Below are 21,626 nucleotides of genomic sequence, written 5' to 3' on the forward strand. Positions count from 1 at the left end.
ATGCCCCGCGCCGTACTCGCGCTGCTGTTGCTGGTTGCCCTGCCCGTGTGGGCAGCGGCGCCGAAAGACCTGACCTGGTCGGAGATGATCCCGCCGGACGCCGCGCCGGAAGTGCCGAACATGACGCCGTTGCACGACATGTCGAAGATGAGTGACGCGCTGTCCGCCGAGTCGGCGCCGGCGGCGAAACAGGACATGCCCAACGCGCCGGTGGTGCAGAGTCTCGACGGGCAGAACATCCGCCTGCCGGGCTACATCGTGCCGCTGGAAGTCAACGAAGAGGGGCGCACCACCGATTTCCTGCTGGTGCCGTACTTCGGCGCCTGCATCCATGTGCCGCCACCGCCGTCGAACCAGATCGTGCATGTGAAAAGCGAGTTGGGCGTGAAGCTCGACGAGCTGTATCAGCCGTACTGGGTCGAGGGACCGTTGCAGGTCAAGGCTTCCACCAGCGAACTGGCCGATGCCGGGTATCAGATGGCGGCGGACAAGATTTATGTGTATGAGCTGCCGGAGTGAATCCCGGTAGTTTTTGTATTGTTTGATCCGGCCTCTTCGCGAGCAAGCCCGCTCCCACAGGTGACCGCGTTCCAAAGTGGGAGCGGGCTTGCTCGCGAAGGGGCCGGCCAAGGTTCCACAAAAAACCGCGGCATCACTGTTTCATTGAGCTGAGTCAAAAGACCGTATCAGTTGGCTTCATACCATAGGACATCAGAAACTTTTAACGTCCTTTTGGAGCCCCCATGAACAAGTCCTTGCTCAGCGCCTCGCTGTTTGCCCTCGCGCTCGCAGCCCCGCTCGCCCACGCTCACGAAGCCGGCGACATCATCGTTCGCGCCGGTGCGATCACCGTCAACCCGAAGGCCGACAGCTCCAATGTCAAGGTCGATCAGGGTCCGTTGAGCGGCACCAACCTGGGCGGCAAGGCGACCATGAGCAGCGACACCCAACTGGGTCTGAACTTCGCCTACATGCTGACCAACAACATCGGTATCGAGTTGCTGGCCGCCTCGCCGTTCGAGCATGACGTGAAAATCAAAGGCACTGCGCTGCCAGCCGCCAACGGCAAACTCGGCACCCTGAAACACCTGCCGCCCACCCTCAGCGTCGTGTACTACCCGCTGGATGCGAAATCGCCATTCCAGCCGTACATCGGCGGCGGCATCAACTACACCTGGATCTACGACGAGCACGTCGGCAGCGAAGCCCAGTCCAATGGCTTCAGCAACTTCAAGGCGAAAAACTCCTGGGGCCTGGCCTGGCAGGTCGGCGCCGACTACATGCTGACCGACAACATCATGCTCAACGCCCAGGTGCGCTACATCGACATCGATACTCGAGCCACCGTCGAGAACAACGCGGTGGCACCGGGCACCCGTGCCAAGGTCAATGTTGATGTCGATCCGTTTGTGTACATGGTGGGTCTGGGCTACAAGTTCTAAGGCAGATTCAACCAGGAACGTTCACGTGGTGGTGAATGAGGCTTTGGGTGAGCAGGCTTAGAACTGACGACGATCACTTCGTGATCGATCGGGGATAAATCCCCTCGCCACAGGATTAGCGACAAATTCCGGCCGTGAAAAAGGCGCCTGTAAAAAGGCGCCTTTTTCATGTCTGCGATAAACCTACTTGCCGAGCAACCGCGCCAGCCCCACACGCATCGGCGTCGGCTCTGGCAGCTTGAAGCGTTGCAGCAAACGCGCGTTATTCGCCCGCGAGTGACGGATGTCGCCGGAGCGCGCCGGGCCGTAGCTGACCGGGGGCAGTTCGCCGACCACTTCCTGCAGCGCTTGCAGCATCTGCTTGAGGTTCATCGCCTGATTCCAGCCGACGTTCATCGCCCCCACTTCCACTTCAGGCTTGTCGATTGCCTGCACCAGCACGTCGACCAGATCCTCGACATAGAGGAAATCACGGGTCTGCTCGCCATCGCCGAACACGGTGATCGGCAGGCCTTTCTGTGCCCGCTCGCTGAAAATGCTGATGACCCCGGAGTACGGCGAGGACGGATCCTGGCGCGGGCCGAAGATGTTGAAGAAGCGGAAGATCACCGGCTCCAGACCATGCTGACGACGGTAGAAATCGAAGTAGTGCTCGCCGGCCAGTTTGTCCGAGGCATATGGCGTCAGCGGGGCTTTTGGCGTCTCTTCGTCAATCGACTCGCCTTCACCGTTGTTGCCGTACACCGCTGCGCTCGAGGCGTAGAGCACGCGCTTGACCCCGGCCTGGCGCATGGCTTCGCAGACATTCAGGGTGCCGATGAAATTGCTCTGGTGCGTCTTCACCGGATCGTCCACCGACGCCTGCACCGAGGCCACCGCCGCCAGATGCGCGACGGCGCTGCAGCCTTGCATGACCTGCGCGACCAGCGCGGCATCGGCGACGTCACCGACGATCAGTTCGACCTTCGGGTTGTCCAGCGGCAGGTTGCCGCGTTTGCCGGTCGACAGATCATCGAGAATCCGCACCGAGTGGCCGGTGGCGAGCAACGCGTCAGTCAGGTGCGAGCCGATGAAACCGGCGCCGCCGGTGATTAAAACAGGGCCTTCAGCCATGACGATAAAACCTATCCAGTAAAGCCGGGAGTGCGGCGCGCCAGGCGCGGGGCTTGATCCCGAAAGTGTGCAGAATTTTCTTGCAGGCGAGTACCGCGTGTTGCGGCTCCTCGGCGGCGTCCGGCCGCGCGGCGTGGGCCTGAGCGGTCGGTGCTTCGATTGCCAGCGGATGCAGGCTGCGCGCTTCGGTCAGAATCGCCTGACCGAGCGCCAGCGGCGTGGTCGCTTCGTGGCCGGCGTAATGGTAAGTGCCCCACAGCGGCGCTGCGCAATCGAGTTGCTTGAGCACCGAAATGATCACCCGTGCCGCGTCATCCACCGGGGTCGGATTGCCCCGGCGGTCATCGGCCATGAGCAATTCGTCCGGTTGTTCGGCGCGGGCGAGGAAGCGCCCGAGGGTGCCTTCAGGACTGTCATCGAGCAGCCAGCCGAAGCGCAGCAACACGTGTTGCGGGCAAGTGGCGCGAACACTTTGCTCGATGCGCCACAGCGCCTGGCCGCGCAGGCCCAGCGGCACCGGCTCGTCCTTTTCGCTGTAGGCAGTCGCCCGCGAACCGTCGAACACCCGATAGCTGGAAGGCTGCACGAGGATGATGTTGTGGTGCTGGCACAGCTCGGCCAGCCGTTCGATGGCGCGTTCCTGCCCGGCCAGACGGCTTTCGCTGACGGTCTCGGCCTGGAACCAGTCGAAATAGTAGGCGAGGTTGATCAACGCATCCGGACGGGTATCGTCGAGCAGTTGCGTCAGGCTCGCGGCATCCCAGCCGTCTTCTGGCGGGCGGGGGGCGAGGAAACCGATGTCTTCTTCCGCACCGAGGCGAATCAGCGCCTGCCCAAGGGCATTTCCGCCGCCCAGTAACATAAGGCGCATTCGCATAGAGTCAGCAGGCCCAGTCTGATTGGAACGATGGCTTTAGCGACGGTGCTTGTGACACCCGTCGTCGATAATTGCCGGAATCGTTGCATTTTGCGGGTTTAGTGCGCAACCGTCACCCGTAAAGTGTAGATCCCTGGCATTTGTGGCGTTGCAGCAGGCCTCTTCGCGAGCAAGCCCGCTCCCACAGGGGAATGCGGTCAACTGTGGGAGCGGGCTTGCTCGCGAAGAGGCCCGGCCAAAAGCTGAATATCCCAGCGGTACTTGCATCTTGCCGCCCCCACCCGCATAACTTGAGCCATGAATCTGCCCATCCCCAAGGACGCCGCCCTGGCAGGCTTTCACCCCGCCGTCAGCGCCTGGTTCAGCAGCACTTTCCCGACGGTCACCGCCGCCCAGGCCCGCGCATGGCCGTTGATCCGCCAGCGCCGCTCGACGCTGATCGCCGCGCCCACCGGCTCCGGTAAAACCCTTACCGCGTTTCTCGCCGTGCTCGACGACCTCGTCCACCGGGGTCTGGAAAACCCCGAAGGCCTGCCCGACGCAACCCTCGTCGTCTACGTATCGCCGCTCAAGGCGTTGTCCAACGACATCCGCATCAACCTGCAGAACCCGCTGGCGGGAATCACCGAACAATTACGCCAGATGGGCCTGCCCGAACTGCAAATCACCACCGCTGTGCGCACCGGCGACACCCCGCAAAAAGACCGCGCCGCCATGCGCAAGCGCGCGCCGCACATTCTGGTGACCACCCCGGAATCGCTGTACGTGCTGCTTGGCTCCGAGTCCGGACGCAAAATGCTCGGCAGCACGCGCACGGTGATCATCGACGAGATTCACGCCATCGCTGCTGGCAAACGCGGCAGTCATCTGGCGCTGAGCCTCGAACGCCTGCAGGCGCTGTGTGCCGAACCCTTGACCCGCATCGGCTTGTCCGCCACGCAAAAGCCGATCGATGCCGTGGCACGGTTTCTGGTCGGCACCGATCGCCCCTGCGAAATCATCGACATCGGCCACGCCCGGCCACGGGATCTGGGCATCGAGGTGCCGCCGGTGCCGTTGTCGGCAGTGATGGCTAACGACGTCTGGGAGCTGGTTTATGACCGGCTCGCCGAACTGGCCCGCGAACACCGCACCACGCTGATTTTCGTCAATACCCGGCGCCTCGCCGAACGCCTGAGCCGACACCTCAGCGAACGTCTGGGCAAACACGCCGTCGCCGCGCACCACGGCAGTCTGGCCAAGGAATTCCGCCTCGACGCCGAACAGCGACTCAAGCGCGGCGAACTGCAAGTGCTGATCGCCACCGCTTCGCTGGAATTGGGCATCGATATCGGCGAAGTCGATCTGGTCTGCCAAATATCCTCGCCGCGTTCGATTGCCGGGTTTCTGCAAAGGGTCGGACGCTCCGGGCACCAAGTCGGCGGCACACCCAAGGGCCGCTTGTTCGCCACCACCCGCGACGACCTGATCGAGTGCGCCGCCCTGCTCGACTGCGTGCGCCGTGGCGAACTCGACACCCTGCACATCCCACAAGCGCCGCTGGATGTGCTGGCGCAGCAGATCATCGCCGAAGTCAGTTGCCGGGAATGGGCGGAAGACGCGCTGCTGGCGCTGTTCCGCAAAGCCTCGCCCTACCGCGATCTCGACGAAAAACACTATCAGGCGCTGCTGACGATGCTCGCCGAAGGCTACAACGGTCGTCAGGGCATTCGCAGCGCCTATCTGCATCGCGACGCCGTCAGCCGCACTCTGCGTGGCCGCCGTGGCGCGCAACTGACCGCCGTGACCAGTGGCGGCACCATCCCCGACAACGCCGACTACAGCGTGCTGCTCGAACCGCAGGGCCTGAACATCGGCAGCGTCAACGAAGACTTTGCCGTGGAAAGTATCGCGGGTGATGTGTTCCAGCTCGGCAACACCTCCTACCGCATCCTGCGGGTTGAAACCGGCAAGGTGCGGGTCGAGGATGCTCAGGGCCAGCCGCCGACCATTCCGTTCTGGCTCGGCGAAGCCCCGGGGCGCAGCGATGAATTGTCGGCGGCGGTGGCGCGGCTGCAAGCGACTCTCGACCTGTTGCTCGGCGCCAGCCCCGGCGATCTGCAACCGGCGCTCGACTGGCTGACCGCAACCCTCGGCCTGAACCGCGCCAGCGCCGAACAGCTGGTGGACTATCTCGCCCGCGCTCGCCTGACCCTCGGCGCCCTGCCCTCGCAGGACACGCTGCTGATGGAGCGTTTTTTCGACGAATCCGGCGGCACCCAGTTGATCATCCATTCACCGTTCGGCAGCCGCATCAACCGCGCTTGGGGCCTGGCCTTGCGCAAGCGTTTCTGCCGCACGTTCAACTTCGAATTGCAGGCTGCCGCCAGCGAAGACGCGATTGTCCTGTCGCTGTCCACCAGCCACAGTTTCGAACTGGATGACGTCTGGCGGTACCTGCACAGCAACAGCGCCGAGCACATCCTGATTCAGGCGATTCTCGACGCGCCATTGTTCGGTGTGCGCTGGCGCTGGAATGCCGGGGTGGCGCTGGCGCTGCCGCGTTTTACCGGCGGGCGCAAAGTCGCGCCGCAGTTGCAGCGGATGAAAAGCGAGGACCTGATTGCCAGCGTGTTCCCCGACCAGATCGCATGCCTGGAAAACCTCGCCGGCGAACGGGAGGTTCCCGAACATCCGCTGGTGGAACAGACCCTCGACGATTGCCTGCACGAGGCCATGGACAGCGACGGCTGGCTCAATCTGCTGCGGCGCATGGAGAGTGGCGAGGTGCGGTTGCTCAGCCGCGATCTGCCTGCGCCGTCACCGCTGGCGGCAGAAATTCTCAGCGCGCGGCCGTACAGCTTTCTCGACGATGCGCCGTTGGAAGAACGCCGCACCCAAGCGGTGATCAACCGGCGCTGGAGCGATCCGCAGTCCACTGATGATCTCGGTGCGCTGGACGCCGACGCCATCAACGCGGTGCGCGAAGAAGCATGGCCGACGCCGGCCAACGTCGATGAAATGCACGAGGCGCTGATGAGTCTGGCGTGCGTCAGCGAGGCCGAAGTGCAGGCCCACGAGCCTTGGCGCGAATGGCTGGATACCCTGACAGACAGTGGCCGCGCCTGCCGCCTGATGATCGATCCACAGCGCTGTTTGTGGCTGGCACGCGAACGCCTGATCTGCCTGTTGGCGCTTTATCCACAGGCCACGCTGCAACCGCAGCAAGAGGCCTTGCCCGGTTTCAACGAACCTTGGACGTTAGAGGAAGCGCTGGTCGAAGTGCTCCGCGCGCGACTGGGCGCATTTGGCCCGCTGCCGTTAGCCGCCATTGCCGAACCACTCGCGTTGCCGATACCGCAGGTCAATCAGGCCCTCGCGCAACTGGAGCGCGAAGGCTACGTGCTGCGCGGTAAATTCACCCCGGGCGCGACGGTTGAGGAATGGTGCGAACGGCATCTGCTGGCGCGCATTCATCGCTACACGGTCAAGCGTCTGCGCCGGGAAATCGAGCCAGTAGCACTGCAGGATTTCATGCGTTTTCTGTTCGACTGGCAGCATCTGTCCTCCGCTACGCGCGCTCAGGGCAACGTGGTGTTGCCGGCGATTGTCGGCCAGTTCGAAGGTTACCCGGCAGCGGCCTCCGCGTGGGACAGCGACATTCTCCCGGCACGCCTGAAAGACTATTCGCCGAGCTGGCTGGATGACCTGTGCCGCAACGGCAAACTGGTGTGGACGCGCCTCAGTGCCCGACAGAAAGTCAGCGGCACGGCGTTGCGCAGTACGCCGATTGTGCTGCTGCCGCGCAGTCAGGTCGGACTGTGGAGTGGATTGACCGAGCAAACGCCGGTCAGCGAACTGTCAGCGAAAACGCAAAAGGTTTATGAGGCGCTGAGTCAGCACGGCGCGCTGTTTTTCGATGAGCTGATCCATGAAGCGCACCTATTGCGCACCGAGCTGGAAATCGCCTTGCAGGAACTGGTCGGCGCCGGCCTGGTAAACGCTGACAGCTTCGCCGGTCTGCGCGCGCTGATCACCCCGGCGAGCAAGCGCCAACAACGCAGCAGTCGTCGCGGACGTGGAGCGTTTATCGGCGGCATGGACGATGCCGGGCGCTGGGCGTTGTTGCGGCGCGGGCCGCTCATGGAGAACAGCCAGAGCGCTTCGCCGGAAACCCTCGAACATGTCGCCATGACCTTGCTGCGCCGCTACGGCGTGGTGTTCTGGCGTCTGCTGGAGCGCGAAGCGGACTGGCTGCCGAGCTGGCGCGAATTGCTGCGCACGTTTCATCGGCTGGAGGCCCGTGGCGAGATTCGCGGCGGGCGCTTTGTCAGTGGTCTGGCGGGGGAACAGTTTGCCTTGCCGGAGGCGATTCCGTTGCTGCGCGAAGTTCGGCGGCGGGCGCATGACGGCAGTTTGATCGCGGTGTGCGGGGTGGATCCGTTGAATCTGGCGGGGACGTTGCTGCCGGGGGCGAAGGTGCCAGCGTTGGTGAGTAATCGGTTGGTGTATCGGGATGGCTTGCCGGTGGCAGCCGAGATTGCCGGCAAGCAGGTCTTCTGGACTGAGCTGGATCAGGTGGTCATGGAGCAGGTGCGTAGCAAGCTGATCCGGCATTGATGTCGACAGTTCCGGCCCTTTCGCGAGCAAGCTCGCTCCCACAGGGGATCTGCGTCGTTCACAAATCCAATGTGGGAGCGGGCTTGCCCGCGAAGAAGCCGGCAATCCCAGCACAAAATCCGGCGGTCAAGTACTCGACTTCTGCGGCACCTCGCTCGCCACCAACTCCCCCTCACCCTGTCGCTTGGGCAACAAAACCTGCTGTGGATAAGTTTGCGCGAAATGCACCTCGGGACTGTTATCCACAAGCTTTTTCAAACGCTGGTTGAACGCCCGGCTCACCGCATATTGCCCGCCCGACACGGTACGGAACTGCGCCGTGAGCACTACGCCGTTCAAGTCCATCCTGTCCACCCCGAACACATCCAGCGGCCCCTGCAGGTTGTACTTGAGGAACGGGTCTTCGCGGATCGAATCACCGGTCTCGCGGATCAGCTCGATGGCCTTGTCGACGTCGGTGTCGTAGGTGAACTGCACCGAGAAAAATGCATAGGCGAACTGCCGTGATTGATTGGTCACAGCCTTGATCTGGCCGAACGGCACCGAGTGCACAAACCCCTTGCCGTCACGCAGGCGCAGGGTGCGGATGGTCAGGCCCTCGACCGTACCGGCATGCCCGGAATCAAGCACCACCCAGTCGCCGATCGACAGCGTGTCCTCGATGATGATGAACAGCCCGGTGATCACGTCCTGCACCAGTTGCTGCGAACCGAAACCGATCGCCAGGCCGACCACCCCGGCACCGGCCAGCAGCGGCGCAACGTTGATCCCGAGGTTAGCCATGGTGGTGATCGCGCAGATCACCACCAGGATGATTTTGATCGCATTGCGCAGCAGCGGCAGGATGGTTTTCACCCGGGTGCTGGGCTGGCGCGATGAGCGCTTGCTGACTGGCGGTTTCAACGCTTCCTGAATCGCCGTGTCGAGCACCACCCACAGCAGCCAGGTGACGAGGAAGATCAGGCCGATGCTGCTCAACGCGTTGCTGATCGCGCGGCCGATCGTGCTGCTCTGGGCGAAATCGAGCAGTGAAACGCCCCAGATCCGCCCGAGAATGTCGATAAAGGCAATCGCAATGACGATCCGCAGCAGCGCGTGCAACAGGCTGAGAAAGCGCTCCTTGTAGGCGCTGCTGCGTTGGATCGCTTCGGCTTTGCGCGACTTGAACAGGTGCTGGAGGATGGTGCTGAGGAACACCGTGCCGATCAGCAGCACCGTGGTGAACAGCGCACAGCGCAGGGCCTTCTGATTGTCCTCACCGATGCCGATCAGATTGACCGCCGAAACCAGCACCATCAGCACGATCGGCCAGTACCAGAGCCCGGAAAAAATCCGCAGCGACTCCTGTAACGAAGGCTGTTTAAGACGTTGCGCCAGTGGCCGATTACGGATCAGGTGCGCCACCGGCCGGCGCAGGCGAATCACCAGCAGACCGAAGATGATCGAGGCTATCAACCCAGTGAACACCGCGACGCTGCTGGTGATGTTGCCACCCAACTGACGGGCGATCTGTGGGCTGGTCAACGCGTCACTGAGGGCGGCGAGAAAGCCAATCAGGAACAGCGGCTTCGGGCAGTAGTCGCGGATAATCCGCGCGGCCGGTCGTTTGTGCCCGACGTTGAACATCACCACCACGCACAACAGCATCGAGGTGGAGAAAATCCCGCTGCTGGTGGCATACGCCAGACACAACGCCAGCGCCCGACCCACCGAGGCTTGCAGAAAGTGGCTGACGTACAGCGTCAGCGGCAGACAGATCAGCGCCGGCACGGTGTACGGCAGCAGGTAACCCGCCAGATCCTGACTGCGCTGGCGGGTGCGCAGCCAACGACCCTGACTCAGCCGCTTGGCCAGCAGGCTGCCGAGCACCGTAAGCAACGCGAAGGCGCCAAGCCACACGCCGGACAGAGTCAGGAAATCCCCGGCGACGCTCCAGCCGGATCGGTTCGACGGCTGGTTAACCAGCTTGTCGACCTCATCCGCCGCGCGATCGGCACGCAGGCGCCAGGCGTCGACCAGATGCTCGTTGAGATCGAGTTTGTCCTGCACGTCGTCGATGCTCGAACTGATTGCGCCGAGCAGACCGCCCTGCACAATCGGCTCGGGTTTGGCCGGTTCTTCAGCAGCGGCCGGAACACCCGGCAGCGTGGCGGCTTCGAGTTCGCTGGCGCCGAGAAACAGCAGCGCTCCCAGCAAAATGGCGATCCTGAACTTGATCAAAACTCCGATCCCTCTTGGCTGAACCTGTAAGGAACTGATCGGTAATTGTCTGGCAAGTTCAAGAGCACCCTCACCCCAGCCCTCTCCCCGAGGGAGAGGGAGCCGACCGAGTTGTGCTCTCGAGCTACATCGACCTGAAATATCCAGCCGAACTCAATATTGAGTGCAACCGAGATCCGCTCCCTTCCCCCTCCCCCCCTTGGGGGAGAGGGTTGGGGTGAGGGGGAGCGCTTTTGACCTTTGCGTCCAAGGCAAATATCAAATGCCCAACCCTGTATTTTTCCGCACAACCCAAACCCCGACACTGCGCTCCATTCAAACCTCTACCGGAGTGCTGTCATGCCCATTGCCTTGCTCGCGCTGACCCTCAGCGCATTCGCCATCGGGACGACCGAGTTCGTCATCGTCGGCCTGTTACCCACCATTGGCGCCAATCTCGGCGTCAGCCTGCCGTCCGCCGGGCTGCTGGTCAGTCTGTATGCACTGGGCGTCGCCATTGGCGCGCCGGTGCTGACCGCCCTCACCGGCAAAGTCCCGCGCAAATTGTTGCTGCTGTCGCTGATGGTGTTGTTCACCCTCGGCAACCTGCTGGCCTGGCTGGCGCCGGGTTATGAATCGCTGGTGCTGGCGCGGATCGTCACGGGTCTGGCCCACGGGGTGTTCTTCTCCATCGGCTCGACCATCGCCACCAGCCTGGTGCCCAAGGAAAAGGCTGCCAGCGCGATTGCGATCATGTTCACCGGCCTCACTGTGGCGTTGGTCACCGGCGTACCGCTGGGCACATTCATCGGCCAGCATTTCGGCTGGCGCGAAACCTTCCTCGCCGTCTCGGCGTTGGGTGTGATCGCCTTCATTGGCAGCCTGCTGTATGTGCCGAACAACATCGCCCACAGCAAACCGGCGTCCTTGCTGCAGCAACTGCAAGTGCTGAAAAAACCGCGTCTGCTGCTGGTGTACGCCATGACCGCGATTGGTTACGGCGGCTCGTTCATCGCCTTCACCTTCCTCGCGCCGATCCTGCAGGACCTCTCCGGCTTCAGCGCCAGCACCGTCAGCCTGGTGTTGCTGGTGTACGGCGTGTCGGTGGCGGTCGGCAATATCTGGGGCGGCAAACTGGCAGACAAACGCGGGCCGATCAGCGCCCTGAAAATCATCTTCGCCCTGCTCGCGGCCGTGTTGTTCGTGCTGACCTTCACCGCCGCCAATCCATGGCTGGCGTTGGCGACAGTGCTGGTGTGGGGCGCGGTGGCGTTTGGCAACGTGCCGGGGTTGCAGGTGTATGTGGTGCGTCAGGCTGAACATCACACACCGCAGGCAGTGGACGTGGCATCGGGGCTGAACATTGCTGCGTTCAACCTCGGGATTGCCGGTGGGGCGTGGGGCGGCGGGTTGATCGTCGAACATCTGGGCCTGATTCACACGGCGTGGATCGGTGGGTTGGTGGTGTTGCTGGCGCTGGCGCTGACCGCGTGGAGCGGGCGACTGGATCGCCTCGGTCCGGCCTATGCCGAACCGGCTCAAGGCCGAGTATTCACGGGCCACTGAGTAACCCTGTGGGAGGGGGCTTGCTCCCGAAGTCGGTGTATCAGTCGCCATTGATGTTGACTGAACGACCGCCTTCGGGACCAAGCCCCCTCCCACATTAGCTTTGTGTTGCTCTCAGGGATGTACCGTCCGTAACGCCACCGAAACTTTCCCGAACCGCCCGCAGTCATCAACAGACACAGGCTGTACGAGGACTGACAACGGGAGGGCGGCATGGCAACGATTCACATCGGTATTTCCGGCTGGCGCTACGTTCCGTGGCGAGGGGATTTCTACCCGAAAGGACTGACGCAGAAGCGCGAATTGCAGTTCGCTTCGCGGGCGGTCAACAGCATCGAAATCAATGGATCGTTCTACGCCCTGCAACGGCCCGAACGTTATGCCCGGTGGTACAGCGAAACGCCCGACGACTTCGTGTTCAGCGTCAAGGCGCCGCGTTTCATCACCCACGTCCGGCGCTTGCGCGAGATCGAAAAACCGCTGGCGAATTTCTTCGCCTCCGGGGTGCTGGAGCTTAAGGAAAAGCTCGGGCCGATCCTCTGGCAGTTTCCGCCGAACTTCAAATTCGATCCTGAGCGCTTCGAACACTTCCTCTCATTGTTGCCCCACGATACTGCAGCGGCCGCCGCCCTCGCCCGCCAACACGATTCACATCTTCACGGCCACGCCAGCCTCAAAGCCTGGCGCAAAAAACCGCTGCGCCATGCCGTGGAAGTGCGCAATGACACGTTCATCGACCCCGACTTCGTGCGCTTGTTGAAACGCTACAACACCGCCCTGGTGATCGCCGACACCGCCGGCAAATGGCCGTACCGCGAAGACCTCACCAGCGATTTCGTCTACCTGCGCCTGCACGGTGCCGAAGAGCTGTACGCCAGCGGTTACACCGACGCCGCGTTGAACAAATGGGCTGAACGCATCGACGCCTGGCATCACGGCCGGCAACCCGGCGATGCGCATCTGATCGCGCCGCGCCTCAAGCCGCGGGCGCGTACATCCCGCGAAGTGTTCTGCTATTTCGACAACGACATCAAAGTCCGCGCGCCCTACGACGCGCGCAGTTTGCTCCACCGATTCGAGCTGGATAAAACGCTCGCCACCACCCCCGGTGAACCGGCTGCCGAAGGGGTGCTGGCATGAGTATTCCAGAGCCGGTCGGGTTCACCGACGAGCAGACCAGCGTTGAAGTGTCGGTGCGTCGTTTCACCGTGCTGACGGTCAACACACACAAGGGTTTCACTGCGCTCAACCGACGTTTCATCCTCCCGGAGTTGCGCGAAGCGGTGCGCAGCGTGGCCGCCGACGTGGTGTTTTTGCAGGAAGTCCACGGCACCCACGAGCATCATCCCAAGCGCTACAGCAACTGGCCGACGATGCCGCAATACGAGTTCCTCGCCGACAGTCTGTGGCCGCAGTTCGCCTACGGGCGCAACGCGGTGTACCCGGAGGGCGATCACGGCAATGCGTTGCTGTCGAAATTCCAGATCATCCGCCACGACAACCTCGACGTCTCGATCAGCGGCCACGAGAACCGCGGGCTGCTGCATTGCGTGCTGCGCCTGCCCGGCGATGGCGTCGAAGTGCATGCGATCTGCGTGCATCTGGGTCTGCGCGAAAGCCATCGTAATGCGCAATTGAAACTGCTCGGCGAGCGTCTGGCGGAGCTGCCGGTTGACGCGCCGGTGATCGTCGCCGGTGACTTCAACGACTGGCGCCAGCGCGCCGACGCGCTGCTTGAACCCTGCGGTCTGCGCGAGGTGTTCGCCGAGCATCACGGCAAACCGGCGCGCAGCTTTCCGGCGCGTCTGCCGACGCTGCGGCTCGATCGTATTTACGTACGCAACCTCAAGGCCAGCCAACCGAAAGTCCTGGCCAACCGGCCCTGGTCACACCTTTCCGACCACGTCCCGTTATCGGTGGAGATCGAACTATGAGCAGCGCACCGCTGGAGAAATCCGCCGTGGAACCGATCAGCATCAACCCGCCGGTACGCGAGCCCGGGCATGTCGATGTCGAGTACGGCTGGCAGGGCAATAACCGCGTCGAGTTGCTGGAAAACGGCGAGGAATATTTCCCACGGGTGTTCGACGCCATGCGTGCGGCGAAGAGTGAAATTCTGCTGGAGACTTTCATCGTTTTCGAAGATAAGGTCGGCGCAGAGTTGCAGCAGATCCTGATCGACGCCGCGCGGCGTGGCGTGCGCACCACTGTCAGCCTCGACGGTTTTGGTTGCGGCGAGTTGACCACCGGTTATCTCGCGGCACTGAGCGAAGCGGGCGTGCATCTGCAAATGTTTGACCCGGCGCCCAAGCACCTGGGCATTCGCACCAACTGGTTCCGCCGCCTGCACCGCAAGATTGTGGTGGTCGACGGACTGATCGCGTTCATTGGCGGGATCAACTTTTCCGGCGATCACCTGGCCGATTTCGGCCCCGAGGCGAAACAGGATTATGCGGTGCAGATTCAAGGGCCAGCGGTCGCTGACATCCATCATTTCGCCCTGCTGCAAAGTGGTCGTCCGGGACGCGCACGGTTCTGGTGGCAGCGCCGGCGTCAGCGCCGGGCGGACATGGCTTTCAACGATCACGACGGTCAGGTACGTCTGGTGTTTCGCGACAACGATCAGCATCACACCGACATCGAAGATGTGTACTTGCACGCATTGCGCCGGGCCAAACGCCGGGTGGTGATCGCCAACGCCTATTTCTTCCCCGGCTACCGCCTGCTGCGCGAGATCCGCAACGCCGCGCGCCGTGGCGTCGAGGTGCGGCTGATCCTGCAAGGTCAACCGGACATGCTGGTGGCCAAACTGGCGGCGCGCATGACCTACGACTACCTGCTCAAGGCCGGCGTGCAGATCCACGAATATTGCCAGCGCCCGCTGCACGGCAAAGTCGCGTTGGTGGATGAGGAATGGAGCACCGTCGGCTCGAGCAATCTCGACCCGCTGAGCCTGTCGCTGAACCTGGAAGCCAACGTGCTGATCCGCGATCGCGGGTTCAATCAGCATTTGTTTCAGCGCCTCGAAGACCTGAGCCAGAATCACTGCAAGGCCATGGACGCCAGCATGTCCCCGCGAGGACGGATCTGGCACATGACCGTGGGATTTCTGGTGTTTCACTTCCTGCGGCATTTCCCGTCAATGGCCGGTTGGTTGCCGGCGCACAAACCGCGGCTCAAGCCGTTTCGGGGGCGCACGTCATGAGCCATTCCCACGCACAGTCTGCGCCCGCCACTCACTCTCGCTGGAGTCGCTGGAAACGCCCACTAACGTTGCTGTTCTTCCTCGCGCTGATCGTGTTGCTGACGATGTTCGCCACCCGTATCGAATGGGCGGAAGTTCTGCAAACCCTGGCTGACTTCAAGGTGCGCACGCTGATCATTGCCGCCAGCCTGACCCTGCTGAGCTTTCTCACCTACGCCAGTTTCGACCTGATCGGCCGCACCTACATTCGCCAGGACCTGACCTGGAAACAGATCCTCCCGGTGGGGATCATCAGTTATGCGTTCAACCTCAATCTCAGCGCCTGGGTCGGCGGGATTGCCATGCGCTATCGGCTGTATTCGCGCCTGGGGGTGAGCAAAAGCAACATCGCCAAGATTCTCGGTCTGAGCCTGGCCACCAACTGGTTCGGTTACATGACGATTGCCGGCGTGGTGTTCAGCAGCGGCCTGGTGAGCATGCCGCCGGGCTGGAAAATCAGCAGCGCCGCGTTGCAGGGCATTGGCGTGCTGCTGTTGTTATTGAGTGCCGGTTACCTCGCCGCGTGCCAGTTCTCCAAGCGCCGCGAGTGGTCGATTCGCGGGGTGGAAATCAACCTGCCATCACTTCGCATGGCCGTGCTGCAGTTGCTGCTCGGTGCATTGAACTGGTCGCTGATGGCGGCAGTGATTTTCACTCTGCTGCCGAGCAAACTGGATTATCCGTTGGTGCTCGGCGTGCTGTTGATCAGCGCGATTGCCGGAGTCATCACGCACATTCCGGCGGGGCTTGGAGTGTTGGAAGCGGTGTTTGTCGCGCTGCTGCAGCACGAGGCTTCGCGGGGCAGTCTGGTGGCGGGGTTGCTGGCGTATCGGGCGATTTATTTTCTGTTGCCGTTGTTGATTACGGTGGTGATGTATTTGCTGGTGGAAGCCAAGGCCAAGGCGTTGCGGATCGAGAAGAAACCGTCCTGATTTTGTGGCTATGGCTGATGGCCCCTTCGCGAGCGAGCCCGCTCCCACAGGTAGAACGCATTCCAAATGTGGGAGCGGGCTTGCTCGCGAAGGCGTCCGAAGAGCCACAACAAATCATGTGGACTGGATGATGCTCAACCGCTCACCCACCACCATCTCGGTAATCCAGTCCACCAGAATCGAAGTATAGGCCTGCTGCGAAACCGGCTCGCTCAAGGCATGGTCGGCGCCATCGATGATCCGGTGCGTCAGCGAATGCGTCTGCTGACAGGCGGCACGGTAGCTCATGATCGTCGCGTGGGGCACGTAGTCGTCGGTTTCCGATTCCACCAGCAACACATCCCCGGTGAACTGCGAACAGGCGTGCAGCGCACGGTTGCTGTCTGCACGGACCAACGTCGCCCGGTAGTCGCGCAGGTCGGCCTTGTCCAGTTCACGCTTGGGCGTGTGCCATTGCTCGTCGCGATACAGCGCCGGTACCCGCAGCGCCAGCCAGCGCACCGGACGCAACGAGGTGAGGATCGAAGCCAGGTAACCGCCATAACTGGTGCCAACCACCGCAATCGCCGAGGTGTCGAGCGCCGGATGCGCCAGCAGGCGGTCGTAGGCTGCGAGCAGGTCACGCAGGTTGTCTTCGCGCGTCACCCGCGTCAGCGGAATGCCGGTGCCACCGGTGTGGCCGCGCAGGTCGAAGGTCAGGCATACACAACCAAGCCCGGCGATGCCCTTGGCGCGTTCAAGATCACGCTCCTGGCTACCGCCCCAGCCGTGCACAAACAACACGCCGGGGACTTTCGATTTGGGGCTGAGAAACGTCCCGCTCATCTGTTCATCATCAATGTCGATCTGAATGCTTTCGCTTCTAGCCGTCATAAGATTTGACCGTTACGTATTTGAGAAGGAAGTCGCTGTTCTCCGCTGGCCCGCGATAGATTTCGATGGCGTCCGCCGGCAGGCTTTGATCGCTATAGGATTCTACGGTCGACACGCGGATCGCGGGCATCTGCGGATCATTGACGAAGCTTTGCAACGCGGCCAATTCAGCGCTGCTGGCACCGCCCATGCGCCAGGATTGTTCGAGCACCCCGCTGCGGGGTTTGCCATTGCTGTCCAGGCCTTGGGCAATGTCATAGTTGCAGCGTGAGGCGTAGAAATCTGGATAAGCCTCATCCGCCGCCCGGTCGAAAATCTGCGCCTGCTTGATGGCCAGTCGCACGTCATCCGGCAAGTCCAGCGCCAGCAGATCTGCGTAGCCGCCCTGCACTACCAACAGATTCGAACCACCATAGACTTCTTCGCCATGGGCATCCTTGGTCAAGTATTGATCACCGCAGTAGCTAAGCACTTTGTCGCCGATGAATGACTGGCCAACGCTGTGGGTGAACACATTGCTCAAGTCCTGTTCGAGCACCACGCCATCGCGAAACAACGCTTCCGCTTCTGCACGGGCCAGTACTTCATCGAACGCGTCGAGGCTGTTGATAACTTCCTGGCCACGACCGGCACAGGCGTGAATCGGCTTCAGGCGGATCGGCCCGCTGTACAGCAAATGCTCGGCGGCGGGCCGCGCGTCTTCCAAGGCAAACACCGTCAAGCCATCAAGCACCACATCGCGCACGCGCTCGGAAAACAGCGGCGCCCAGCCTTGTGGCGCATGAGCCAGATGACTGCGCAAGCCGTGGCTGATGGCTTTGGTGCAAATGAAATCGTGTTCGACGTACCCGCCCCACAAATCGCCGGGACCCCTGATCCCCAGATTACGCGCGCTGGCCGGGCCAACAATGGTCTGGGTCGGCAGCCAATACAAATCGCGACCGCGATGTTTCTGCGGGTCAAAACTTCCGCCGAAGCTGAGTCCCAGAATCTGCGCCAGCCAGCGGGCAAGTGCCTTGTTGGTCTGCACTTCATGTTGCGGCGCCCCGGCCCGAACCGAATGGGCGACGACCACTTTCCTGCTCGACATCGGGGTCATGCGTCCCCCTTCAAGCCAATTGATGAATGTAATAAGAGAAGTGCAGAGATCAGGCCAATCGCCTGGGGCCAGGAATACCCTATGAATCAATCGCTTGGACCTAGGGTGGTGGCATCAGGCCTGTTTCAATCTGCACGACTGCCAGCGAATCCGCGGCAATTTGCACGAAACGGGTCGCCAGCTACTGCTGACTGACTTCCTTCCAGATGGCATCGAACATGACACAACGTTTGAGCATAGCCTGACGCCCGATTTGAATCGCAAGCCGCTTGGCTTCAGGCGTCTGGTGAGTCAGGCGTTGCAGAATTCCCAGCATGGTAATCGCGTGGTCCTCATCCTCTTCGATATGCAGACGAAAGAACTCCAGGCCTTCCTCACTGACATTCAGTCCCTCCAGTGCCAGCAGAATCGGTTTGTAAATCAGCGGCACAATGGCTTCGGCTCCCAGGCAGAGTGCTGCGAGGCCCTCGACAGGATTTTCACTGCGGCAAAGCTGCATGATGCAGTGGGTGAAATCCACTGTCTGAGGTAAAGGCGATTCTGCCAAGGGATGGGTGCCCAGGATCCGCAGCGACCTTTGAAACAACTCGGCATGCGTGAGCTTGTTGTCACCATCTATGCCCATTTCCTCTTGCATGTTTTCCAACAGTAATTTGATGTCGCCAAGGGACTCGAGGCGATTGAGGATTGCGCATAGAAAGCGGGTAAAGTTTCGCGAGTAGTAATGATGCTGGATCAGAAAGTAACGCATCCCCTTCAGGGAAACATGACCGTTTTGCATTGCTAGCAACAGTTCATGATTAACCAATCTATCTAACGCATCAGCGTCCAGCCATTGGTCCCATAATGTGCCTCCGGTCATGAAATTAATGACCTTCGCCCCATCGCCGCAATTCAACTCTTTATCTACTTCCAACTTTAAATTCCTTTTAATTCTTTATCAGCCATCCAGCCGATCGCAACTTTCCAGTTATTCCGAAACCCCGAAAAACTTACAAAACCGTATTCATTGTGCGTCGCTGTAAATGACCGGGCGCTCAAACCTGGCCAGAAAGTAAGCACATAGAGAGGCGAAAATGATGCACAGACCGCCTGACGCAAGAATCACAGCGCTGCTTGAGAAATGCAGTAACAGCCATCCACTTAGCAGGCTCGCCGGCGGAATCGCGAGGTAGGCAATGAGCCGTGTAACTCCTACCGTTCGCCCAAGAATGGTTTGCGGAACCACTTGCTGGCGATAGGTGAAAAAAGCGATGACCACCACGGATTGGCAACCGGTAGAAAGCGCCCAAAGTGCCGAAAGCGACCACGGATCGTTGGCCATCGCCCCCATCAGCGTGAACACCCCGGCCAGCAAACAGCTTCGACGGATAAGAATGCCGGCCGGATATCTCTTCACCAGAAACGCCCCCATAGCTGATCCGGCGACGGCACCTGCACCGATGAGCCCGTAGTAATAGCCCACATCACTCAATGGCACGGCCAGTAGCGTGGTGTAGACATAGACAAGGCTGGCACCGATCAAGGCAAAACCGAAATTGCAGAAAAAGAACAGCATGACAAACGAACACAGTTCTCGCTGCTGGATGACATACAACAGTCCGGCTTTGATTTCCGTGAATACCCGCGTGGTGGCCGGCGCAGGCTTACCCTGCTCTTTCAGCAAGAAGCAAAGCGGCAGGGATAGCGCAAATCCGACAATGCTGCCAATCAGCAACTGCTCCTTGGTACTGAAGGCCAGCAAGGCTGCAACGCCGATTGGTGCAACGATGCGAATGATGTTGTCACTGGCATTGACGATTGCATTGAATCGATGGAGTTTGGGCCCCTCGATCAGCGCAGGCGCAATACTCTGGAAGACCGGGTGGTGGGTGGCACCGACGCTTGCCAACAGAAAGCTCAGCAGTAACAGAGTAATACTCAAGCTGCTCCCGGACAGCGTAATCACGGCAGCATATATAAGGCAGCCGGTGACGATGTTGATCAGATCACCACCGATCAAAAAACGCCGTTTGCTGTAGCGATCACTCCACACACCGGCGAAGGGCGTGACCAGTATGTAGGGCGCCATCGCGGCGAAAAAAGCCAGCGACGTCCAGACTGGGGAGCCGGTCTGCTCATAAACATACAGCGGGATCAGAAACGCTATGGCCCATGAGCAGATGGACGTGATGGCATAGGACGCCAGGAGATTGAACATCTAGACAGTCTCCGCCTGCGCCGACCGTTGCGCGTCCGCGAGATGTCCACACACCGTGCAGTCCGGATTCTGTTGCCAGACTTCGGCGACGCTGACGTCCAGGTCGTCGAATGTGAATTCCTTTAGCTTGTTGGTCAATTGTGGCGGTTGGCAGCCGGTGATGATCTTGACCGTTTCGCTGACCATCATCCCGGCGGTGACAGCCACCAAAGTCACAAGAGCCGGGCCGGGATGCTCATAAGTGATGTCGTGCTGTTTGGCCATGGTCGAAACGCTGTTCACCAGGCTGCTCTTGTTACGCGCCGACGTCAGCCAGCAAGCGCCGCAGCCCGAGGAGCCAGGCACCACCGAATAAAACACCGAGCGCCGTACATCAAGCCCGCCTGAAATGAAGGGTACGCCCTGTTCAACACAGGCCTCATTCAGCCAGTCGGCCATGTAGTTCGCGGGTTTATCAGCGACACAAATCACAATATCGTGGCCGCGTACGATGCCGGCGACGTCTTGCGCCGACTGGAGGCGGGTTTCGTGAGCAGTAATGTCGAGGTGACTGTTGAATTCAAGCAACCTGCGCCTGGCCGTTGCAACCTTCGGCATGCCAACGTCGGTTTCCTTGTAAAGGATCTGCCGGTTCAAATTGCTCAACTCGATCGTGTCAAAATCGAGGATCGTCAGATGGTGGACACCCAGCGCTACCAGGTCGAACAGGATATGGGTGCCCAGACCGCCGCAGCCCAGTACGCAGACCCTGGCCGTGCGCAGTTTTTCCTGGTGGGTGAACTTGTTCTCGCCCACAGCCGCTATCGACCCGAAAAAGTCGATGTTGCGGGAAAATCTGATGCGATCATGATCCGAAAGAGAAGTAGTCTCAAAGGCATCCGGACTCTCGACCAGCCGGTATTTGATCAGATCTTGCGCGACGCTTCGGATTTCGTCCTGATCCACTGCGGGGTAACGGTCTGCCACTTGGGTAATCAACTCCTCAAAGGGTGTACGGCCATCAAGTGCCTTGATGAACTCCCAGACAGCACCGTGTAGGTCGGGGATTTTTGCGTATTGACCGTTAAAACGCAGAACTACCTGACCATCAAGTTTGAACGGAATAATCGTCGGTTTAAGACAAAGCTTCATATTCGAGCCTCGATCGCTATTAAAACAAGTTAGTAAAAGAACCAGGGCCGCGAAGGCCCCGGCTCTTACTGATCAGATCAGCCGATCTGAGAATCGCCAGCGGAAGATGCTTTTTCGAAAGTCATAATGATTTCCTCAAAAGTTGAAGGGCCGGTAGTCCAAGCTGTGTTCCACCGGAGTGAAGGTGTGCACACCCCAAAACTAGAATAAGTTCTTAGTGGTTGCGAACCGACCTTGTTTCTTAATATTACTCACAAAAAACAAACTTCCTACGCTCTTACGAAGGGCCGCTATTACTTCTTACGGAAACATGCAAAAACAATGTAGGAATTATCTTCAATATTTAAACAA

At 60.6% G+C, this 21,626-nt stretch carries 16 protein-coding genes; 8 read left to right on the plus strand and 8 right to left on the minus strand.

What is annotated here, in order from left to right:
• Entirely contained in the window at positions 1 to 519 is a 519-nt protein-coding gene (locus tag E4T63_RS24865; protein ID WP_003228673.1) for a DUF3299 domain-containing protein, read from the plus strand.
• Between the two features lie 224 nt (positions 520 to 743).
• Complete coding sequence (locus E4T63_RS24875) at positions 744 to 1,442, plus strand: OmpW/AlkL family protein (RefSeq protein ID WP_027612943.1); 699 nt, start codon at positions 744 to 746, stop codon at positions 1,440 to 1,442.
• Between the two features lie 183 nt (positions 1,443 to 1,625).
• On the opposite strand, the gene E4T63_RS24880 is transcribed toward E4T63_RS24875, so the two are convergent.
• Complete coding sequence (locus E4T63_RS24880; RefSeq protein ID WP_134787439.1) at positions 1,626 to 2,555, minus strand: NAD-dependent epimerase/dehydratase family protein; 930 nt, start codon at positions 2,553 to 2,555, stop codon at positions 1,626 to 1,628.
• Positions 2,548 to 3,432 (minus strand): sugar nucleotide-binding protein, encoded by an 885-nt coding sequence (locus tag E4T63_RS24885; RefSeq protein WP_041074483.1) that lies wholly within the window; start codon positions 3,430 to 3,432, stop codon positions 2,548 to 2,550. Before E4T63_RS24885 ends, E4T63_RS24880 begins: the two co-directional genes overlap by 8 nt.
• Positions 3,433 to 3,729: 297 nt before the next feature.
• On the opposite strand from E4T63_RS24885, the gene E4T63_RS24890 reads away from it, so the two are divergent.
• A complete protein-coding gene (locus E4T63_RS24890; RefSeq protein WP_135296659.1) occupies positions 3,730 to 8,031 on the plus strand; it encodes a DEAD/DEAH box helicase in 4,302 nt (1,433 codons plus the stop codon).
• A gap of 126 nt (positions 8,032 to 8,157) precedes the next feature.
• Here the strand turns inward: E4T63_RS24890 and E4T63_RS24895 are convergent, their stop codons facing one another.
• A complete protein-coding gene (locus tag E4T63_RS24895) occupies positions 8,158 to 10,251 on the minus strand; it encodes a mechanosensitive ion channel family protein (protein ID WP_135296660.1) in 2,094 nt (697 codons plus the stop codon).
• 339 nt (positions 10,252 to 10,590) lie between these two features.
• On the opposite strand from E4T63_RS24895, the gene E4T63_RS24900 reads away from it, so the two are divergent.
• From E4T63_RS24900 to E4T63_RS24925, 5 genes are all read left to right on the plus strand, one after another.
• Positions 10,591 to 11,796 carry an MFS transporter gene (locus E4T63_RS24900; protein WP_134787442.1) on the plus strand — a complete coding sequence of 402 codons (1,206 nt, stop codon included), beginning with the start codon at positions 10,591 to 10,593 and terminating at the stop codon, positions 11,794 to 11,796.
• A 213-nt stretch (positions 11,797 to 12,009) separates the two neighbouring features.
• Entirely contained in the window at positions 12,010 to 12,936 is a 927-nt protein-coding gene (locus E4T63_RS24910) for a DUF72 domain-containing protein (RefSeq protein WP_135296661.1), read from the plus strand.
• Positions 12,933 to 13,730: an endonuclease/exonuclease/phosphatase family protein gene (locus E4T63_RS24915; protein ID WP_134787445.1), complete on the plus strand. Its 798-nt coding sequence runs from the start codon at positions 12,933 to 12,935 to the stop codon at positions 13,728 to 13,730. Before E4T63_RS24910 ends, E4T63_RS24915 begins: the two co-directional genes overlap by 4 nt.
• Positions 13,727 to 15,001 carry a cardiolipin synthase ClsB gene (gene clsB / locus E4T63_RS24920; protein ID WP_134787446.1) on the plus strand — a complete coding sequence of 425 codons (1,275 nt, stop codon included), beginning with the start codon at positions 13,727 to 13,729 and terminating at the stop codon, positions 14,999 to 15,001. The genes E4T63_RS24915 and clsB overlap by 4 nt, the downstream gene beginning before the upstream one ends.
• Positions 14,998 to 15,972: a lysylphosphatidylglycerol synthase domain-containing protein gene (locus E4T63_RS24925; RefSeq protein ID WP_027612952.1), complete on the plus strand. Its 975-nt coding sequence runs from the start codon at positions 14,998 to 15,000 to the stop codon at positions 15,970 to 15,972. The genes clsB and E4T63_RS24925 overlap by 4 nt, the downstream gene beginning before the upstream one ends.
• Before the next feature lie 114 nt (positions 15,973 to 16,086).
• On the opposite strand, the gene E4T63_RS24930 is transcribed toward E4T63_RS24925, so the two are convergent.
• The 5 genes from E4T63_RS24930 to E4T63_RS24950 form a co-directional block, all read right to left on the minus strand.
• Entirely contained in the window at positions 16,087 to 16,845 is a 759-nt protein-coding gene (locus E4T63_RS24930; RefSeq protein WP_027614239.1) for an alpha/beta hydrolase family protein, read from the minus strand.
• A complete protein-coding gene (locus E4T63_RS24935) occupies positions 16,835 to 17,944 on the minus strand; it encodes a DUF3182 family protein (RefSeq protein ID WP_135296662.1) in 1,110 nt (369 codons plus the stop codon). Before E4T63_RS24935 ends, E4T63_RS24930 begins: the two co-directional genes overlap by 11 nt.
• 181 nt (positions 17,945 to 18,125) lie before the next feature.
• Positions 18,126 to 18,860, minus strand: coding sequence for a TenA family transcriptional regulator (locus tag E4T63_RS24940; protein WP_098965848.1), 735 nt, complete (start codon positions 18,858 to 18,860; stop codon positions 18,126 to 18,128).
• A gap of 90 nt (positions 18,861 to 18,950) precedes the next feature.
• Positions 18,951 to 20,144, minus strand: coding sequence for an MFS transporter (locus E4T63_RS24945; protein WP_135296663.1), 1,194 nt, complete (start codon positions 20,142 to 20,144; stop codon positions 18,951 to 18,953).
• On the minus strand, positions 20,145 to 21,275 hold the full coding sequence (locus E4T63_RS24950; protein WP_135296664.1) for a ThiF family adenylyltransferase: 1,131 nt from the start codon (positions 21,273 to 21,275) through the stop codon (positions 20,145 to 20,147).
• Between the last annotated feature and the right edge of the window lie 351 nt (positions 21,276 to 21,626).

Source organism: Pseudomonas fluorescens (assembly GCF_004683905.1).
Lineage (GTDB): Bacteria > Pseudomonadota > Gammaproteobacteria > Pseudomonadales > Pseudomonadaceae > Aquipseudomonas > Aquipseudomonas putida_A.